Genomic DNA, 19,097 nt, shown 5'->3' on the forward strand with positions numbered 1-19,097 from the left:
TACGCTTATTCGCGGGCAGTCTCAAGCGAGCCCATCCGCCCCTCGTTATTACCCGATTTCTTATAAAATATGTCCGTTCGCCCCGTTCAGATACTGCGCGATTTGCGCTTCTATCCACTGCAAGATGCCCGCATTCGGCAGCATCGGCCGTCCGTTGTACCGGTACGCCTGCCCTTCCAGCCGGCCCGGGATGACCTTCCGCGTAAAATAACCGTCGCTCAAGAAGAGCGGCACGACGATAAAGGTAAGCTCCGGGTGTTTGCGCCGCAGCGCGCCAAGCTTGCAAGCCGCCTGATCCGGCAGCAGCATCGCGTAGTGCGCCCCGGCGAAGCCGCCGATCGCCTGCATGCGCCGCGCCAAATGCGTCAATCCGTGCCGCCACCGGCCGTGAAAGATCGCTTCCTTGGAGCCATGGGCCACGAGCAGCAGCGCTTCCCGCTCCGGCGCCTCGGAGAGCTCCCGGATATTGGCGAGCAGCAGATCCGCGATCTCCGCCTGGCCGTCGATCGGCGTGCCGAAGCGCACGGCCGTATCGGGATGGAGCCGAAAGCGGCCAAGCTCCCCTTCACGCCCGGGCGAGACGGGCGGCAATCCGAAGCCTTGGGCGATGTCGTCCACGTGCGTGCTTCCGGACGACACAAAGAGCGGAAGGACGTAGAGTTCCGTTACGCCTTCCGCTTCTAGTCGGTCTATGCCGTCTTGGATGAGACGGCCCTCTACAATCTCCAGGAACGCCGATACGATCGGCGTTCCCGCTCCGCGCCGTCCCTCGGGGGCGGCAGCGTTCACGACTTCGGCGTCTTCCGCCGCATCCAGCAGCTCGAGCGATAGCGAGTCGGCGACGTGCGCCACCGCTTCGTCGATCAGTTGAACCCAGCTTTGGTCGCGGGAACCATGGCTAATGACGAGAATGCCCCGGCCGCTCACGGTTAGCGCCCCGCGCGCTCCAGCGCCATCTTGTACCCGTCATTGCCATAGTTCAAGCAGCGCTTCACGCGCGAGATCGTCGCCGTGCTCGCGCCCGTCTCCGCCTCGATCTGGTTGTACGTGCAGCCCTTGCCGAGCATGCGCGCCACCTCTAGCCGTTGCGAGAGGGATTGAATCTCGTTCACGGTGCACAGATCATCAAAGAAAATATAGCATTCTTCCACCGATTTAAGCGTTAAGACCGCTTCGAATAATTGGTCGATCGTTTTATCGTTCAGCTTTTTCAGCTGCATGAAAGGTCACATCCCTATAAGAACTATGCAATTCATTGTATTCGCTTTCCCCATACTTTTCAAGCATTACAGTATTCACGCTTTACAGAACAGAAGAACTACAGCGCCCGTCCCTGCGCGTTCCAACGCTTCGTTCCCGCCGCCCGGCAGGCCCTTCAACCTATAAGGATATAGGCTGTACTTATGAAGCGAGCCGTGCCGGACGCGCTCCGCGCAAGGCAAGCGCGGAAATTTCTATGCCGAACCCGGGCATTCGTCCAGACCGAATAGACCTTTATCCCATAGACTATCAGCAAAACGTGAAAAAGGTTGTGATCCGCGTGAAATACCGTAACGACCCTTCCGTCAGCGGCTTCCAGCAACCGTTCGGAGGACAAAGTCCTTACCCGGGCATCAGCGACCCGTTCTTCCAAGCGCCCGGTCTAGGCAGCGCCCCGACGCCGTTCAGCCCGACGATCGAAACGAATATTCCACAGCTTCCCGTTAGTGCGACTGCCGACGCGCTCCCCGCCGCAGCCGCGGCCGACGCGATCGAAGCGGCGGCGCCGGCCGCGACGAAAGCGAGCGGCTTCTCGCTCGCCAGCCTCGGCGGCAACATCAAGGATCTCCAAGGCCTCGTCGACCGTATGGGCGGCCTCGACGGTATTCTGAGCACCGTGCAGAAGGTGCAGAAGGTCGTCTCGAGCGTGCAGCAGATGGCGCCGCTCATCAAAGTGCTCGCCGGCTCGATCGGCAAGAAGGGCGCCGCGGCAACGACCGCCACGCTGGACGAGGAAGCCTTCGAAACCGCCGCGCCGAAGCGGAAGAAGCCCCGCAAGCGCGCCGGCGGCAAAAGCAGGCCGCTGGCGGCAGGCGGACCTCGCCGGCGTCCGCGCCGGTAACGAGGCACGCGGCAGGCGCGAGCTGGCTGAATGCCAGCGCGCGTCGTCGCTGACCTCCCTGCGCCGCACACAACGAAGACCGGAGCATCGCCCTTCGGGGCGGCTCCGGTCTCTCTTCGACTCCCCTTATCATCCGCTATCTCCCAGCAAATTGCAAGACTTGTACCGGTCGATTCTGTGACAATTGGCGGCCGCAGCCCAGACGGCGGCGCTCAGTCAGACTCGCCGCCTACCTGGCGCTTCCCCGGCGCGTAAGCGGCAGCTTCATTTCCATCTCGATGGCTTTGCTTGCCGCGTACTCCCGTTCACTTCTGAAGATCCTTCCAGCTGCGCAGTTCAGCACGAAGCAATAAAAAACGGACCGCCTTCGCGGTCCGTCTGCCTTTTACATAAAGAGGGCCATGATTCTGTACACGAGCGCCGCCAGAATCGCCGTAATCGGGATCGTGATGACCCAAGCGATGACGATCTTGCCCGCGAGCGCCCATTTCACCGCCGAGAAGCGCTTCGCGCTGCCGACGCCGAGAATAGCCGACGTGATCACGTGCGTGGTGCTGACCGGCAGATGCGTGAGCGTCGCCGTCATGATGACGGAGGCGGACGTAATGTCGGCCGCGAAGCCGTTGATCGGCTCGATTTTGAAGATCTTCGTGCCCATCGTCTTGATGATCTTCCAGCCGCCGACCGAGGTACCCAGCGCCATCGCCGTCGCTGCGGACAGCTTGACCCAGAACGGGACGTCCAGCGTATCCTGCAGCTCCGCCGCCACGAGCGCGAAGGTGATGATCCCCATCGCCTTCTGGGCATCGTTCGTGCCGTGCGTGAACGATTGGAACGCCGCGGTCAGGATCTGGCCGGTGCGGAAGCCCTTGTTGATCTGATGCGGACTCGACTTCGCGAAGATGAGCTTCAAAATCCACATGACGATGAAACCAATCGTAAAGGCAATCAAAGGCGACAAAATAAGTGCTTTCACGATATCGATAAAACCGCCGGCGTTGATGCCGGCCAAGCCTTCCGCACTGATGACGGCGCCCGCAAGCGAGCCGATGAGCGCATGGGAGGAAGACGACGGAATGCCGAACCACCACGTAAGCAAATTCCAGGCGATCGCTGCAATCAGCGTCGCGATGACGATCTCGACGCCGTTCGCAAGCTTCGCCGGATCGGCGACCGATCCGCCGATCTTCTTCGCGACGCCCGTGAAGAGCATCGCGCCGACGAAGTTCATGACCGACGCAATAATGATCGCCATCCGCGGGGACAGCGCCCGCGTCGATACGCTCGTCGCGATCGCGTTGGCCGTATCGTGGAAGCCGTTGATAAAGTCAAAGGCCAACGCCAGGAAAATAACAATACCGACTAAAATATAGATATCCATGACCGTGGTCCACCTGCTCCTTAGCTGTTGCGCATAATGATTGTTTCGAGTGTATTGGCCACGTCTTCACAGTAGTCGGTCGTTTGCTCCAGACGCTCGTAAATCTCTTTGCGCTTGATCAGCTCGATTGGATCCTTGACGTTCGCGAACAAGCTCTTGATGCAGACGCGCAGAATATCGTCGGCTTGGTTCTCCAGCTCGTTGATCGCGATCGACGGCTCGCGGATGGCCAGCAGCTTCTTCTCGGTCAGCAGGTAGATCGCTTTCTTGATCTGCTGCGCGCTGCGGAGCAGATTGTCCGCGAACAGCGTAATGTACTCGTCCGGCTCCGTAATGTGGTACATCTCGAAACGCGACGCGCAAGCCTCGATGCCGTCGAGCACGTCGTCGAGCGATGTCGTCAGCGCCATGATGTCTTCGCGCTCGATCGGCGTGATGAACGTCTTGTTCAGCTCCGTCAAAATCGTATGTACATGACGATCGCATGCGCTCTCGTATTCTTTCATCGTCTTCGCGAAATGCGTGACATCCTTGATGTTCGAGACGTTCTTGGCGAAATATTCGACGGCTTCGAGCATTACGTCCGCCATCGCTTCAAGCGTGATGAAAAACACGTCTTTTTTCTTAAACATGGTTATCCCCTTCGCATCATGCAGTTTACGTTGCCAGTACTCTAAAAGACCTTAAGACCGACAATATCTTAACATAGTTTACTACCCAATTGTTAAGGCATTGTAAAGGAATTATGACATTTTTAGATTTCTTTCATTTTTTAAGTAACTCTTCAGCTTTCGTTCCCCTGCCGTCCGCCTCCCTATTGTTTTCCTTCGGCGCTGATTTTAACCGCCACGGGACGTAAGAACTCCGCAAGGGGACGATTCGATTATCTATGAAAAAACCGGTCCGCAGCATGCGAACCGGCTTTCAACGCGTAGATCAGCTTAACGTGTAATGGGAGGCGAAACTCGGCGAATTCGGAAGCACATGGTAGAACGTCCTGCCCGGGACGAGCGGCAGCTCGCTGCCGTCCTTCATAATCCGGATGACGCCGTCTACCCCCCGCTCCCACTCCGCATCCACGGCCAACCCTTTCTGGATCAGCTTGGCCGGACCGCCGGCTTCCAGGTCGACCTCCAGGCGGCCGACGTTGTCGAGCACTTTGTGCGCGGTCCCCAATAGCACGAGATTCGCCGCCTTCAGCTGCTCCTTGGTCGTCAGATCGATATGCCGCTCATTGTTGATGGACCGGGCGTACAAGCCGGTCGCCACGTCGTACGCGTAGGAGACATGATACGATTTCAGCATAAAGGAGATGTCCACCTTCGATGCGGCGCTGCCCCCTGCCGTTCCGCCCGTCTCCGAGAACGGATGGACCGGGGCCGGCACGTCGCTTGCGTAAGCTTTCTTCAGCGCCCCCGCGCGAATTTTCTCCAAATTCGAATACAGGTTATGCGGGGCCTTGCGGAACGATTCGCGCCAGAAGTAGCTGCCCGCGTTCGTAATCTCGTCGAGATGCTCCTTATCCTGTCCCTGCAAAATGGCGTACGCATCGGGCGAGCCGCCTGCGTGCACGAGCACACCGCCGTACGATTCGCCAAGCTCGATCAAATACGGGCGGATGCTGCGGATCGGGCCGATCGGGTCCGTGAACTCCTCGCTCTGGAAGATCGCGACCAGCCGCGTGATCCCGCCTTCGGCCAGCACCTCCCAAATGACGTCGGCATGCGGAAGGCCGGATTGCGGGCGGGCTTTGCCCATGTTGTTCACCATCACCGCGATCGGACGCGCGGTCACCTCATGATCCGACGGCAATCCGGTCAGCGGTGCGATGTAGCCGCCCGTCTCGGCTTCCTCCTCCGGAATCTCCGTCTCCGGCTGCGTCTCGTTTCCCGTATGGTTCGACTGCGATTGCTGCTCGGGCAGCGAGTTCAGCCCGCCGCCTTCGGAGCAGCCGGCGATGAGCACGAGGGCGAGCGCGCCGATCGTCATCCAGCGCAGCGGATGGCGGCGCGCGTCATTCGTATACCTGTTGGTCAAGGAAGTGGTCCTCCTTCTTCGGCCTTGTTCGCCTGGCAATATCTAGAATACCCCTATTAAACCATAGGAAGACCGGGTTGTCTTGTTTTTGTCCGCCCGTAGATGTGGAGTCCCTATCTTTAGCGAAAGTCAATGCCGACCTATCTCTGACCGTTCAGATGCCGCTCGCCGCCTGCAAGTCAATTGTTACCGCGGTTAGCCTCCGTCACGCCGTTGGCATACTGAACGTAACTCTCCTCACGCTGGAACGAAAGGACGTGAAACGATGACCGCTATCGTCGATTTCGTGGTCGATCACTGGCTGCCGGTCTCGCTGGTCGTGCTTACCGCCCTGGCGATCGCCTATATCACCGCGAAACATAAAGCATTGTTCTATAAAGAATAGCCATCGCACCGGAAATCCGATCCGATTCCCATGCGATGGCATCTTGTTGTCGATCATGTGATTCCCGATTCGCCTGCCTTGCTAAACATGCTCCGTCGGATCCTCGGCCGCGTGCGTCTCCATGAGCGGCAGGCGGAGCGTCACCATCGTGCCTTCGCCGGGTACGCTGGCGATCTCGAGCGCGCCGCCGTGCAATTCAATGATTTCCTTGCAAATCGCCAGGCCGAGTCCGCTCCCCGCGCGCTGGCTCTCGCCTTTATAGAACTTCTCCGTTACATGCGGCAAATCGTCCGCAGCGATGCCGACCCCCGAATCCGCGATCCGCACGACGGCCTTCTCCGCCTCGCGCGAGACGGTAATCGCGACGGTTCCCCCTTTGGGGGTGAACTTGAGCGCGTTATCCAACACATTAATCAACACCTGCTTGAGCCGGTTGGCGTCGGCCATGACCAGCAAAGGGCCGTCCGCCCCGTAATCCGCCGACAATTGCACGCTCTCCCGCTGCGACCTTGCCACGAACTGGCGAACCGTCTCCCGCACCGGGGCCAGCATATCGAGCGGCTCGGGATGCAGCACGATGTTCTTGGCGTACAGCTTGGAGAAATCCAGCAAATCCTCGACGAGACCCGACAATCGCTCCGTCTCCCGGTCGATGATTTTGAGCCCCATTCGTACTTCCTCCACGTCCGTCGGATCGCCCGATACGAGCGTCTCGCTCCAGCCCTTGATCGACGTGAGCGGCGTGCGCAGTTCATGCGAGATGGACGAGATGAAATCGTTCTTCAGCTTCTCTCTTCTCGTAATCTCCGCCGCCATCGTATTGAGCGTGTCGGCGAGCCGCCCGATCTCGTCGCGGTTCTGGATTTTGGCCCGCTTCGTCCAATCGCCTTCGGCCATCTGTTCCGCTACTTTGGTTAAATTGCGAATGGGCCTTGCGATCAGATTCGCCATCAGGACGCTCATGCCGAAGAACAACAGCACGACGACGAGCGCCCCGAAGATCGTGACGAGGATCATGTTGCGCACGATGTCGTCGATGCCCTTCAGTGAAGAGGTATAGCGAAAAAGCGCGACCACGCGCTGGTCCCGCATGAGCGGCACCGACACGGCGGCGACGCGTTCACCCGTCACCGGGTCCCGACCACGCCAAATGCCGCGGTCGCCGCTCAGCGCCTGCTCGACGTCCGGCGTGTCCAGCACATGTCCCTCGCCCGGCATACCGTCGCTGTCCACGACAAGCGCGCCCGCGTTGTCGATCAGCTGCAAGCGGGATTTGCCCTCGGTCATATTCTGCAGCATATACCGCGCCACCACGTTCATCGGGGCTACCGCGAGATTGCGGTTGTGAAGCGCCGCTTCCGTCTCCGCCCGCTGAATGAGCGAGGAGGTCGCGCTGCCGTAGTAGTAATTCCAGACGAGCGCCGCGAAGAGGGAGCCGAGCGTCACGACGACGAGCATGATCAGGATGCCGAAGCTCCACACCATTCGCGTCCGGATGCTGTTCATGCGCCGCCCCGGTTAAAGCGGTAGCCGAAGCCCCACAGCGTCTCGATGTATTTCGGGTGCGACGGATTGTCCTCGATTTTCTGGCGGATGCGGCGAATGTTCACGTCCACGATTTTCAAGTCCCCGATAAAATGCCGTCCCCATACGGCGCTTAAAATTTCGTCCCGGCTGAGGCCCTCCCCTTCCCGCTCCATCAGCAGCTTCACCAGCGTCCATTCGGTCGGCGTCAGCACCACTTCTTCGCCGTTCTTCCATAAGCGCCGCTGCACGGCCGACAGCCGGAACGGTCCCGCCTTCAATTCATGACCGCCGCCGGAAACGGAAGGAACGTTATGCGCCGAAACGCCCGTCGGGTGCGTGTCTGCGGCTGCAGGCGCGGAAGGAGCTGATATGCCACCGGTCCAAGCCGCGGCGGATTGCGCATGGCCGTCTCCATCCATGCGCAGCTCCGAAACCGGATCCGGCATGACGGAAGAAGGCGCGCTTGCTTGGGCCTGCGCGTGGGCGACGGTCGAAGCGTCCCGCTCGGGATGCATACTCGCGGGTCCTGCATGACTGGCGTTAGCCGACTGTGGTTCGTGCGTCTCCTGGTCCCATGGAGTCAAGCTGCTCGCGGACGAAGTCCGGCTCTCCGGCAGGTCCGCCGTCTCGCTGGCGGCCGCCGATTCTCCTGCACCCGGTGCGGCGGCCGATGTCCCCGATCCTCCCGGCTGCTCCGTCCACGATAAGCCACCCGGCATCATGCGGCGGTGCAGCGCCCCGAGGCGCGCGATCAGCTCGCCCGGGCTAAACGGCTTCTGCACGTAATCGTCCGCGCCTAATTCCAGCCCCCGGATTTTGTCCTCTTCCTGGGATTTGGCCGTCAGCATGATAATGCCCATCCGCGGAAACTGCCGACGCAGCCGCTCGCACACCTCGAAGCCGCTAATGGTCGGCAGCATGACGTCCAGCAGCGCCGCGTCGAAAGGCGGATCGGCCGACTCGGCCAGCGCCAGCGCCGTCTCGCCGTCTTCCGCCTCGGTCACTTCCATGCCGTTGCGTTTCAAGTTGATTCGGACGAACCCGCGAATCGCTTCCTCGTCTTCCAACAGCAATATCCGCATTGCGTTACCTCCTGCTTCCTTCTGCTTGGCTTGCGCGCCCGCGTTAATAGTCGGGGATCAATTCGAATTGCTTCGCCAGCGCGTCCGCACTCGGACGCATCGCTTCGAACCGCTCTCGTATGTCGTCGTCCCATGCTCTCGGCGCTTCCCGCTCCAAGACGACATACGCCATTCCCGCCGACTTCGTCAGCACGCGGATGGCGCCGCCTTCCGTTTTCCATTGCTGCTCCAGCGTCTCCCATTGCTTGAGCGGCACCGCATAGACCCAGAACATCGGCGCTCTGCGCTTCGTCTTGGGCTCGTAGTATTCGAAGGCGGTCCCTTCGATCGTGACGCCCCCCTCCAGCGTATGTTCCGAGCGGCTGACCGTCACTTGGCCGTACCAGCCGGCGGGAAAGCGGAGCGCATACCCTTGGCCGTAATCGGCGTACCGCTGCTGCACGACGTCGAATTTTCGGCTCCCATCCCACTGTCGCCGCTCTTCGATCCACAAGGTATCGGCATACGACCGGTCATCCGGCTGCCCCGGCGCTTCCACCAGCGTCTCGATGTCCAAAATGCCGTCGCCGTTGCCGTCGCCGCTGAAGGTCGAAGACGCGTTCCATTGCTCTTCCTCCCGTCCGGTCACCGGCGGGTAGACGCGCATCAGCCGCCCGTTCGCCCACGCCAGCACGTTCGTCAACGAGGAATGGGCGCCGATGCCGCCGTCCATGATAACCCCGTAGCGGCCAGCGGCGATTTGGCCGACGGCCAGGTTGTAATACCCGTCGACCGTCCCATCGATCGGCGCGGCCAACTCGTCCTTCACTTGTCCCGCCGACACCCGGTACAGATGCAGCGAGGCCGTCATCTGCTCGCGCTCATGCTGGATGACGACCAGCTCGGACTTGCCGTTGCCGTCCACGTCGCCCAGCTTCGCCTGCTCGTACGTCAGCTCCGCCAGCGGTACCGGCGGCGATTGCTGCAGGTCGGCGCCCGCGTCGATCGTATAGATGAACAGGCGGTGCTGCGGCTCGTCGTATTCGTTCCAGCCGACGACCAGCTCCGGACGGCCGTCGTCGTCCAGGTCGTCTACCTCGAGCCAATCGACGCCGTACCCGGTCGACTCCGCGAGCGTGAACCATTTGCGCCAGCCCTTCCGCCCGTCGCTCGATTCGGCCCGCATGACCATCACCTGTTCGGTGTCCAGGTCGGTCACGTACGTGACGATTGCTTCTTGGCTCCCGTCGCCGTCGACATCCGCTTTGCGGACGGCGGCCAAGCTGCTCTGATCCGCCAGCGTCAGCTTGGCTCTGGGCGGCAGCGCCACGCGGATGGCCTGGGCCAATTCCGTATTCCCGTTCTCGGCCTGCGGCACCGTTAGCAAGTCGGCCGGCGTCATCGTATATTGACAGCCAGCTGTCGTCGCTAGAGTCGATGCGCTTAGCAGCGCTAGCAGCGGGCGGCGTAATCGCATAGGCGGTCTCCTTTCTCTCTGCTGAGGGATTTCCTCCCCCAACCCCCTCCGCCGAGGGGGCTCCAAGGGCTGAGCTTACGCTCCCGAAGCGAGCATCCCTCCGGAATGCTTTCACCTCTGGACTCCTGTTTCGTGCTCACACGTAAGGACAGTGGTTGGCGGCGTGCGGGGCACGCTTTTGTCCTGACGGACAAGGCTTCCTTTGGATTTCCTCCCCAACCCCTCCGCCGAGGGGCTCCAAGGGCTGAATCCCCTCCCCCAACCCCCTCCGCCGAGGGGCTCCAAGGGCGCTGCCCTCTGGACTCCCGTTTCGTCCTCGCACGTTTGGATAGTGGTGGGCGGGTGGTTTCGTGCGGGGCACGCTTTTGTCCTGACGGACAAGGCTTCCTTCGGATTTCCTCCCCCAACCCCCTCCGCTGAGGGGGCTCAAAGGGCTGAGCTTATGCTCCCGAAGCGAGCTTTCCTCCGGAAAGCTTTCACCTCTGGACTCCCGTTTCGTGCTCACACGTAAGGACAGTGGTTGGCGGGGGGTTCGTGCGGGGCACGCTTTTGTCCTGACGGACAAGGCTTACTTCGGATTCCCCCAACCCTCTCCGCCGAGGGGCTCCCATTATACTTCCTCTACTTTAACCCATTTTCTTCCCCTGTGCTTGCGCGGCTTTTTTATTCAGCGCCTTGGCGGCGAGCAGTTCGTCGACCGTGACGAACGTGTAGCCCTTCGCGCGCAGATCATTAATGATCAGCGGGAGCAGCTTGACGGTGTTGCGCAGGTGTTTGCTGCCGAACGAATGCATGAGCACGATGCCGCCGGGGCGGGCGTTCTTGTTCACGTTGACGCGCATGGCCGCTACGGTCGCCCCGTTCCAGTCCATCGTATCCACCGTCCAGCCGACGAGCTCGCGTTTGTTGTCGCGCACGACCGTTTGGAGCACATCCGACACCGAGCCGTACGGCGCGCGCACGAGGCGTGGCACATACCCGACCGCCTCTTGGAACAACGCGTCCGTCGTTTTGATTTCCTGTTTAATCTCGTTCTCGTTCAGTTTGGCCAGATTGGCATGATGATACGTATGATTGCCGACCCCGTGCCCGTCCGCGGCGATTTGTTTGACCGTATCCGGATATTTCTTCAGCTGCGTGCCGACCAGGAAGAAGGTCGCTTTGACGCTGCTTGCCTTCAAAATCTCCAAAATCTCGGGCGTGTACCGGTGATCCGGGCCGTCGTCGAACGTCAGCGCGATGAGCTTGTCCCCTTGCTTGGCCGAAAAATGCGGCGTGCCGCCTGTCGGCTGCTCCAGCTTCACGGGCGGCACCGCCGCTGCCGCGCGTTCGTCCGCATCCTCCGCTGCCCTATCGCCCTTCGGCTGAAACGCCGCCAGATTCGCGTCCTCCGGCCGCGCGTTGTCCGCGTTCCTTGCCGCTTCTCCCGCTCCCTGCTCCCTCGCCGCGTCATGCGGCCGTCTCCCGTCGATCCTCGCCGTCGTCGATTCGCTATTGCTTAGCAATAGCTCGAGCCCCGTCTGCGCGCCGCACCCCGCCGTCATCGCGACCGCGAGCGTCAGCGCCGCCCCTTTTGTCCATATGCCTGCAACGCGCCATACCATGGCCTATCTCCCCATCTCCCACTCTAGTTGTTTCTATCGTAGCGTAGATAGAGTGGAAAGTTGTTACAATCTAGTAACATGGCTCGAAAATCGTCGCCATCCGCCGCGTTCGCCCTCGACCCCGTTCCTCCCTCCTAATAGCGTCGCTTCTCGACTGCTTCTCCGGGAATCCCCTCCCCCGCCAAGCACAAAAAAGCGACTCCTGTCGGAGCCGCTAGCCGTTTCGTTCCACATGCCATATGCCACAATCATGCGCGAATCCAAGATCGTCCGCTGCCGCCGACATGAACGCATCGGCCATTGTCGCACCTGGCATCCTACGCGGTCAAATCCACTCCACGCGCATGAACATGCCGTCGACGACGCCGGCCTCTTGCAGCGTTAACCCGGGATCGATATCGCTCCAACTATGCCCGTATTCGCTGACGGATAGCCGCACGGACAGCTCCGCCTCCTCGGGCAACGCTTCCCCGACGCTTGCTAATAGGGCGGAGCTCAGCTGCCGCAGCGGCAGATCGGAGGGCAGCTCCAAATCGAACTCCTTGCCTGATGGCATTGCGATGACTGTCACGACCGTATAGTTCATGCCGAATCCCTCCGATGTTCGTTGCTATGCTGACCATCCCGCATCCTATCTACGTGTCTATCAACCAAGCGAGAGCTTCCTCCAGAGACGACAGCCCTCGCTCCTCGCTTCACCTCATCTACCCGATCCATTAGACGTGCACGCTGCCCCTTGCCTCATAATGCCGTACCGGAGCTGGCGTCCGCGTCATCCCCGGCCGCGCCTGCGCGCCGCTCGGATAACACGGCCAACGGCTTCTTCTCTCCGTCCAGCCCCAATTGTCCGATTCGAACATCCTCCGTGCCCGCGCCATGCGCGCATTCGCCCGGCGACGCGTCCGCCGCTCGCTCCTTGCTCCGCTGTAGCCGATACGGCGCAAGCGTCCGTGCAAAACGCTCCGCTTCCGATAGCGTCACGCCATCAGGCGTGAACCGTCCGCTCGGCGCGGCGGCCTCCCGCTCCTGCGTACCGGCCGACTTGCGCATTGCCGTTGGTCTGGCGACCGCGCCGTGATCCGGCCAAAGTTCGATGACGAGATGGCATGCAGGGGGGAGCTTCTCCTTGCTTGGGGCCAGCACGATCGTACATATGCCCTCGGGCGGCGACTCGGCGAGCAGCAGCTTGCCGATCTCCGGATGGGCGTCCATTGCGCATGAGTTCGGAATCAGGCAGACGAACGTCGGCAGCCGGCAGCCTTTTCGCGAATCGCCGATGATGGCCGCGCGCCGCCTGCGACGCAGCTCCGCCAGGAACCGTTCCATCGTCTCGTCCCGATACCCGTTCGACCGAAACAAAAACCGGTACTCGCGCGCATCGTCCCAGCTGTGCGGGAGCCATCTAAGCCAGCTCCATGCATCGCTTCGCCGTTCATCGAACAACGCCGCCACCTTCACCTCGTCCGGCGCATGATGCGTCGTCAGCTGAATAACCAGCGACCGTATGAACGCCTCCGCCGCCTGCTCATCCCCGGCAATGCCGATGAGACCGAATCTCGCCGCATCCACCCAGACGGGACTGTCCTCCAGCGTGCGAAACTCGGATGCAAGCCGCTGTACGGAAGCATAGACGCTGTCAGAGGCGCCCCCCTCCCGCTTGGGCATGATGAGCTTGGCACGGCTCGGGACTGTGCCGATTCCGGTACGAAGCCGTAGGAAATCCGGGTCGCCGGGTTCCCGCTCCCATACGGAACTAATCCGCAGCGCAACCCGCTCCAAGCAGAGCGATGGTTCCGGATGCGCATCCTCCAACTTATCCCGTTCTTCCTGCCGAATGCGCATCATTCGCTCCCGCATGGCTCTCTGGTAAGACGCGAGCTCCGCCTCCCGAAGGCTTATTTCCCGCTCATAAGCAAGCACTCGGTTCTGATGCCGGCGCAGCTGACTCCACGCGATGACGGCAATCAGCGCGATCAGCGCAAACCCTATCGCGAGATAGCTGCTCGCCCGACGAGGGATCGGCGTGTAAAGGCAAACCGCAAGCGCGGTAAGCGCGAGACCGATCAACGGCGCGACGACCGTGAGATAACGAAATCTTGGGCGTTCCGGCAGGCCGGGCGGTCGCTGCAACATGATTTGCTGTTCGGCCGTATTCAACATGCGTTCCCGGGGCGTTCGTCTATAGTAAAAGAAAGACAATCCATTCTCACCAACTTAATCCAAATATGCAAAACTTGTATAATAATGGTTTTTTGTCATTGTTTATACTAACATACGTCCGTAGCCCGGAAAACGGACTAACTGCCCCCATTCGCTAAAGATTTATTAAGGATTTTGGGAGACCATAGAGTGCGGGAAGAGACGCGCAATAAAAAATGGCGAGACCGGCATGTCGCCGATCTCGCCATTGCTATTCTCCTATGCGGCTTCCGGGTTAACGCAGCGCCTTCGCCGCGATATCCGTCCGCGCGTGCATGCCTTCAAAATGAACCGCCGACACCGCTTCGTACGCCCGCGCTCTCGCTTCCGCGATATCGCGGCCGAGGCCGACGATGCCGAGCACGCGACCGCCGCTCGTGACGATCTCGCCGTCCGTCAACGCCGTGCCCGCGTGGAACACGAGCGCGCCCTGCGCCTTCGCCGCTTCCAGACCGGTGATCGCGCGTCCTTTCGGATACGCAGCCGGATACCCTTCCGACGCCGCGATGACGCAGACGGCCGCCTCGTCGCTCCATTCGATCTCCAGCTGATCCAAGCGTCCGTTTAGCGACGCCAGCACGATGTCGAGCAGATCCGTCTTGAGGCGCGGCAGCACGACCTGCGTCTCCGGATCGCCCATGCGCGCATTGAACTCGATCGTCTTCACGCCGCTTGACGTGATCATAAGCCCCGCGAACAGCACGCCGCGGAACGGACGGCCTTCGCTGACCATCGCTTTGGCCGTCGGCTTGATGATGTTCTCGATCGCATCCTCCACCAACGCCGGATCGATGTGCGGCAGCGGCGAGTACGTGCCCATTCCGCCCGTGTTCGGCCCCTTGTCGTCATCGAATACCGGCTTGTGGTCCTGTGCCGGCACCATCGCGCGCACCGTCTCCCCGTCCACGAACGCCAGAATGGACATTTCCTGTCCTTGCAGGAACTCCTCAATGACGACGCTTCCGCCGGATTGGCCGAACACCTTATCCACCATCATATCGTGGAGCGCTTTCTCCGCTTCCTCGATCGAATACGCGACCGTGACGCCTTTGCCCGCTGCCAGACCGTCCGCCTTCACGACGATCGGCGCGCTTTGCTCGCGCAGATAGGCCAGCGCCGCCTCGTAATCGGTGAACGTCTCGTATTTCGCCGTCGGGATATTGTACTTGCGGAGCAAATCCTTCATGAAGATCTTACTGCCTTCGATCTCGGCAGCGTTCTTGCGCGGTCCATAGACCGGAATGTTATGCGCCTCGAACGCGTCGACGATCCCGTCCGCGAGCGGATCATCCGGGCCGACGAAGACGAGGTCGATCGCGTTGTCCTTCGTGTACGTGATCAGATCGTCGAACTGGTTGACCGGGATCGGCGCGCATTCCGCCAACTCGGCGATTCCCGCATTGCCCGGCGCGCAGAAAATTTGCTTGACCTTCTCGCTCTTGCTAAGCGCCCACACGATCGCATGCTCGCGGCCGCCGCCGCCGATTACTAATACCCGCATCCGAAACCCTCCCCATTTGTGAAAAAGGAGAAGGAAGCGCGGCGCAGGTCCATATTGTCCGCGCCGCATGCTGCCTTCTCTAATATGATGTACTCGCTTCGTTCAATCGTTCTGCAAGCCGCCGCTTCTAGGGGCTGGATTAGTGCTTGAAGTGACGTACGCCCGTGAATACCATCGCGATGTTCGCCGCGTTCGCCGCGTCGATCGACTCTTGGTCCTTCACGGAGCCGCCCGGCTGGATGATCGCCGTGATGCCGTGCTTCGCCGCTAGTTCCACCGTATCGCCCATCGGGAAGAACGCGTCGGAGGCGAGGATCGCGCCGTTTGCTTTCTCGCCCGCTTGCTCGATCGCGATGCGCGCCGCGCCGACGCGGTTCATTTGACCGGCGCCAACGCCGACCGTCATGTCGTCCGCTGCCAGCAGGATCGCGTTCGACTTGACATGCTTGACGACTTTCCAGCCGAACAGCAGCTGCTTCAGCTCTTCTTCTGTCGGCTTGCGGTTCGTCACCACTTGGAGGTCGGCTTCGGACAAGCTGTGCACGTCGGATTCCTGCACGACCATGCCGCCTTCGACGCTCGTCACAACCCAGTCCTGCTTGCGTTCGCCGGCCGCTTGGAACTCGCCGAGCTTCAGGAGGCGGATGTTCTTCTTCTTCGTGAGAATCTCCAGCGCTTCCGGCGTGTAGCCCGGCGCGATGATGATTTCGAGGAAGATCTCGCTCAGCAGCTGCGCCGTGTCGGCGCCGATCTCGCGGTTCGCCGCTACGATGCCGCCGAAGATCGACGTCGGGTCGGCCGCGTACGCCTTCTGGTACGCTTCGTGAATCGTCGTGCCGATACCTACGCCGCATGGATTCATATGTTTCACGGCCACGACCGCCGGCTCGTTGAATTCCTTGACGATCGCCAGCGCCGCGTTCGCGTCGTTGATGTTGTTATAGGAGAGCTCCTTGCCGTGCAGCTGCTCGGCCGTCGTGATGTTGCCCGCTTCGGCGATCGGCTTGCGGTAGAACGCCGCGCGTTGATGCGGGTTCTCGCCGTAGCGCAGATCCTGCACTTTCTCGTACGTCACCGTGTAGCGCTCCGGCAGCGGTTCGCCTTGGAGCTTGGAGAGGTAGTCGCCGATCAGCGCGTCGTAAGCGCCGGTGTGACAGAACACTTTGGCCGCCAGACGTTTGCGCGTCTCGAGCGTCGTGTCGCCTTCGGCTTTCACTTCGTCCAGCACTTGCGCGTAGTCGGCCGCGTCGACGACGACCGTGACGAACGCGTGGTTCTTCGCTGCGGAACGGAGCATCGTCGGACCGCCGATGTCGATATTCTCGATCGCGTCTTCATACGTTACGTCCGGCTTGGCGATCGTCGCCGCGAACGGGTACAGGTTGACGACGACGAGGTCGATATAATCGAGGCCAAGGTCTTTCATCGCCTGCTGATGCTCTTCGCTGTCGCGCACCGCGAGCAGTCCGCTATGAACCGCCGGATGGAGCGTCTTCACGCGGCCGTCGAGGATCTCAGGGAAGCCCGTCACGTCGGAGATGCCGATGACCGGCACGCCTTCCTTCTCGAGCAGGCTCGAAGTGCCGCCCGTCGAAATAATTTGAACGCCCAGCCCCGAAAGCGCCCGCGCGAACTCTACAATGCCCGTCTTGTCCGACACACTGATCAATGCTCTACGAATTGCCAAAAGAATACCCTCCCAAAATTGTGGTTCTTGTACTCGTTCGTTCCCCGCTGCGGCGCGAAATGCGAGAGCGGCGCCGGCTGGCGTCAGACTCGCGAATGAGTCCTTTCGGCCAACGTGCGCAATACCGCGCTGCTTCTGGCCACTCCTTAAGCCAATAGTGCGCTAGAGCTTACAATCGCGCCCTATCGGCCAGCCGCCTTCCAACCTACAGCGTCGTCACCGTCACGTGCCGGCCGTCCAGCGTCACCGCGCCCGCCGCGATCCGGCCCACTGTCCATGGCAGCACTTCCTGCTCGGCCGCATGGATGCGGACCGCAAGCGTCTCCTCGGTGTCGCCGTCCAGCACTTCGACGACGCGCTGGGCGATGACCGGGCCGCTGTCGAGGCCGCCGTCGACGTAGTGGACCGTCACGCCGGTCACTTTGACGCCGTAGTCGATCGCCTGCTTGATGCCGTTCATCCCCGGGAACGCCGGCAGCAGCGACGGATGAATGTTGATCATCCGCCCCATGTACGGCTCGACCAGCACCGGCGTCAGAATGCGCATGTACCCGGCCAGCACGACCAGCTCGATGCCGCGCCGCTGCAGCTCGGCCAGAATCTCGCGCTCGTACGCTTCCTTCGATTCGTAATCCTTCGCGCGGAACACGAATGGTTCGACACCCGCCTTGCGCGCGCGCTCCACGACGGGCGCTTGTGGCTTATCACAAACAAGAAGCTCGAGGCTTGCGCCCTCGAGCCGGTCTTGCTGCGCCGCATCGGCGAGTGCTTGAAAATTCGTCCCCTGCCCGGAGGCAAACACGGCGATGCGAAGCTTGCTCATTACACGTCCGCTCCCGTGAACGTCACGATCCGGCTGCCTTCCGTCACGGTGCCGATGCGATATGCGTCTTCGCCGAGTTCCTTCGCGACGCGGACCGCTTCTTCCGCTTGGTCCGCCGGCACGACGACGACCATGCCGACGCCCATGTTGAACGTCGTGAACATGTCGCGGTTCGTGATGCTGCCTTTCTCCTGCATGAGCTTGAAGATCGGCTGAATCGGCCACGAGCCGTATTCGATGTTCACGTTCACGCCATCCGGCAGCACGCGCGGGATGTTCTCGATGAAGCCGCCGCCCGTGATGTGCGCCATGCCTTTGACTTGCACGCGATTGATCAGCTCCAGACACGATTTCACGTAAATGCGCGTCGGCTCGATCACGACGTCGCCGAGCTTCTTGCCGTCCAGCTCCGGCAGCGTCTGATCCAGGCTGTAGCCGCTCTGCTCGAGCAGCAGGCGACGCACGAGCGAGTAGCCGTTGGAGTGGATGCCGCTCGAAGCCAGACCGATGACCGCGTCGCCAGGGGCGATCGTCTTGCCGTCGATGATTTTCTTCTTGTCGACGATGCCGACCGTGAAGCCCGCGATGTCGTACTCTTCCGCCGAATACATGCCCGGCATCTCCGCCGTCTCGCCGCCGATGAGCGCGCAGCCCGACTGGACGCAGCCTTCGGCGATGCCCGCGACGATGGCTTCGATTTTCTCCGGCACCACTTTGCCGCAAGCGAGATAGTCGAGGAAGAACAGCGGCTCCGCGCCCTGCACGACGATATCGTTCACGCACATGGCCACCGCATCGATGCCGATCGTGTCATGCTTGTCCATGGCGAACGCGACTTTCAGCTTCGTGCCGACGCCGTCGGTGCCCGAGACGAGCACCGGCTCCTCGTACTTGTCCTTGTTCAGCCCGAACAATCCGCCGAAACCGCCGAGATCGGTCAGCACTTCGGGACGGAACGTCTTCTTGACGTGCTTCTTCATTCTCTCGACCGCTTCGTTGCCTGCCGCGATATCGACGCCGGCTTGTTTATACGCTTCTGCCACTAACGTTCAACTCCTTAAAAAGTTCGCTTGGTTAACGATTCGCGCCGTGAAAAGGGCTTCGCCCTTTCAAATCCCCTTGCTTGCTCCCTCCCCCTTCCCCCTCCGCCGAGGGGAACCAGAGGACTTTGCCCTCTGGACTCCCTTCTTCGTGCTAGCACGTTTGTTCGCGGTTGGCGGGTGGCTTCGAGCGGGCACGCTTTTGTCCTGATGGACAAAGCTTCATGCCTTGGCGTCCTCCTCTTTCCCATATCGGGACGGCGACAGAGCACTC

16 protein-coding genes and 1 pseudogene are annotated in these 19,097 nt (G+C 61.0%); 1 reads left to right on the forward strand and 16 read right to left on the reverse strand.

Annotated elements, in window-relative coordinates:
* Positions 1 to 60: 60 nt before the first annotated feature.
* A complete protein-coding gene (locus ACFSKT_RS26565; RefSeq protein WP_377720804.1) occupies positions 61 to 927 on the reverse strand; it encodes a sirohydrochlorin chelatase in 867 nt (288 codons plus the stop codon).
* Positions 928 to 929: 2 nt separating this feature from the next.
* A complete protein-coding gene (locus tag ACFSKT_RS26570) occupies positions 930 to 1,220 on the reverse strand; it encodes a YerC/YecD family TrpR-related protein (protein ID WP_148932995.1) in 291 nt (96 codons plus the stop codon).
* Positions 1,221 to 1,540: 320 nt separating this feature from the next.
* Between ACFSKT_RS26570 and ACFSKT_RS26575 the strand changes: the two genes are divergently transcribed.
* Positions 1,541 to 2,101 (forward strand): hypothetical protein, encoded by a 561-nt coding sequence (locus ACFSKT_RS26575; protein ID WP_377720803.1) that lies wholly within the window; start codon positions 1,541 to 1,543, stop codon positions 2,099 to 2,101.
* Between the two features lie 385 nt (positions 2,102 to 2,486).
* Here the strand turns inward: ACFSKT_RS26575 and ACFSKT_RS26580 are convergent, their stop codons facing one another.
* From ACFSKT_RS26580 to purM, 14 genes and pseudogenes are all read right to left on the reverse strand, one after another.
* On the reverse strand, positions 2,487 to 3,482 hold the full coding sequence (locus ACFSKT_RS26580; protein ID WP_377720802.1) for an inorganic phosphate transporter: 996 nt from the start codon (positions 3,480 to 3,482) through the stop codon (positions 2,487 to 2,489).
* 20 nt (positions 3,483 to 3,502) lie between these two features.
* Positions 3,503 to 4,114 (reverse strand): DUF47 domain-containing protein, encoded by a 612-nt coding sequence (locus ACFSKT_RS26585; protein ID WP_377720801.1) that lies wholly within the window; start codon positions 4,112 to 4,114, stop codon positions 3,503 to 3,505.
* Between the two features lie 304 nt (positions 4,115 to 4,418).
* Positions 4,419 to 5,519 carry a DUF3048 domain-containing protein gene (locus ACFSKT_RS26590; protein WP_377720800.1) on the reverse strand — a complete coding sequence of 367 codons (1,101 nt, stop codon included), beginning with the start codon at positions 5,517 to 5,519 and terminating at the stop codon, positions 4,419 to 4,421.
* A gap of 466 nt (positions 5,520 to 5,985) precedes the next feature.
* Positions 5,986 to 7,410 (reverse strand): sensor histidine kinase, encoded by a 1,425-nt coding sequence (locus ACFSKT_RS26595; protein ID WP_377720799.1) that lies wholly within the window; start codon positions 7,408 to 7,410, stop codon positions 5,986 to 5,988.
* Positions 7,407 to 8,153 carry a winged helix-turn-helix domain-containing protein gene (locus ACFSKT_RS26600; RefSeq protein ID WP_377776387.1) on the reverse strand — a complete coding sequence of 249 codons (747 nt, stop codon included), beginning with the start codon at positions 8,151 to 8,153 and terminating at the stop codon, positions 7,407 to 7,409. Before ACFSKT_RS26600 ends, ACFSKT_RS26595 begins: the two co-directional genes overlap by 4 nt.
* Positions 8,145 to 8,513, reverse strand: a pseudogene (locus ACFSKT_RS26605) (response regulator transcription factor); the annotation flags it as partial. The gene ACFSKT_RS26600 and the pseudogene ACFSKT_RS26605, both read right to left, overlap by 9 nt.
* A gap of 43 nt (positions 8,514 to 8,556) precedes the next feature.
* Complete coding sequence (locus ACFSKT_RS26610) at positions 8,557 to 9,969, reverse strand: FG-GAP repeat domain-containing protein (protein WP_377720798.1); 1,413 nt, start codon at positions 9,967 to 9,969, stop codon at positions 8,557 to 8,559.
* A gap of 626 nt (positions 9,970 to 10,595) precedes the next feature.
* On the reverse strand, positions 10,596 to 11,573 hold the full coding sequence (locus ACFSKT_RS26615) for a polysaccharide deacetylase family protein (RefSeq protein WP_377720797.1): 978 nt from the start codon (positions 11,571 to 11,573) through the stop codon (positions 10,596 to 10,598).
* A 325-nt stretch (positions 11,574 to 11,898) separates the two neighbouring features.
* Entirely contained in the window at positions 11,899 to 12,159 is a 261-nt protein-coding gene (locus ACFSKT_RS26620; protein WP_377720796.1) for an EsaB/YukD family protein, read from the reverse strand.
* A 155-nt stretch (positions 12,160 to 12,314) separates the two neighbouring features.
* Positions 12,315 to 13,706 (reverse strand): hypothetical protein, encoded by a 1,392-nt coding sequence (locus ACFSKT_RS26625; protein ID WP_377720795.1) that lies wholly within the window; start codon positions 13,704 to 13,706, stop codon positions 12,315 to 12,317.
* A 301-nt stretch (positions 13,707 to 14,007) separates the two neighbouring features.
* Positions 14,008 to 15,273 (reverse strand): phosphoribosylamine--glycine ligase, encoded by a 1,266-nt coding sequence (purD, locus tag ACFSKT_RS26630; protein ID WP_377720794.1) that lies wholly within the window; start codon positions 15,271 to 15,273, stop codon positions 14,008 to 14,010.
* A gap of 139 nt (positions 15,274 to 15,412) precedes the next feature.
* The gene (purH, locus tag ACFSKT_RS26635; RefSeq protein WP_377720793.1) at positions 15,413 to 16,960 is read right to left on the reverse strand and encodes a bifunctional phosphoribosylaminoimidazolecarboxamide formyltransferase/IMP cyclohydrolase; all 1,548 of its coding nucleotides are present in this window, start codon (positions 16,958 to 16,960) and stop codon (positions 15,413 to 15,415) included.
* Between the two features lie 205 nt (positions 16,961 to 17,165).
* Complete coding sequence (gene purN / locus ACFSKT_RS26640) at positions 17,166 to 17,783, reverse strand: phosphoribosylglycinamide formyltransferase (RefSeq protein WP_377720792.1); 618 nt, start codon at positions 17,781 to 17,783, stop codon at positions 17,166 to 17,168.
* Entirely contained in the window at positions 17,783 to 18,826 is a 1,044-nt protein-coding gene (gene purM / locus ACFSKT_RS26645) for a phosphoribosylformylglycinamidine cyclo-ligase (protein WP_377720791.1), read from the reverse strand. The genes purN and purM overlap by 1 nt, the downstream gene beginning before the upstream one ends.
* Between the last annotated feature and the right edge of the window lie 271 nt (positions 18,827 to 19,097).

The organism is Paenibacillus xanthanilyticus, assembly GCF_042682185.1.
GTDB lineage: Bacteria > Bacillota > Bacilli > Paenibacillales > Paenibacillaceae > Paenibacillus_Z > Paenibacillus_Z xanthanilyticus.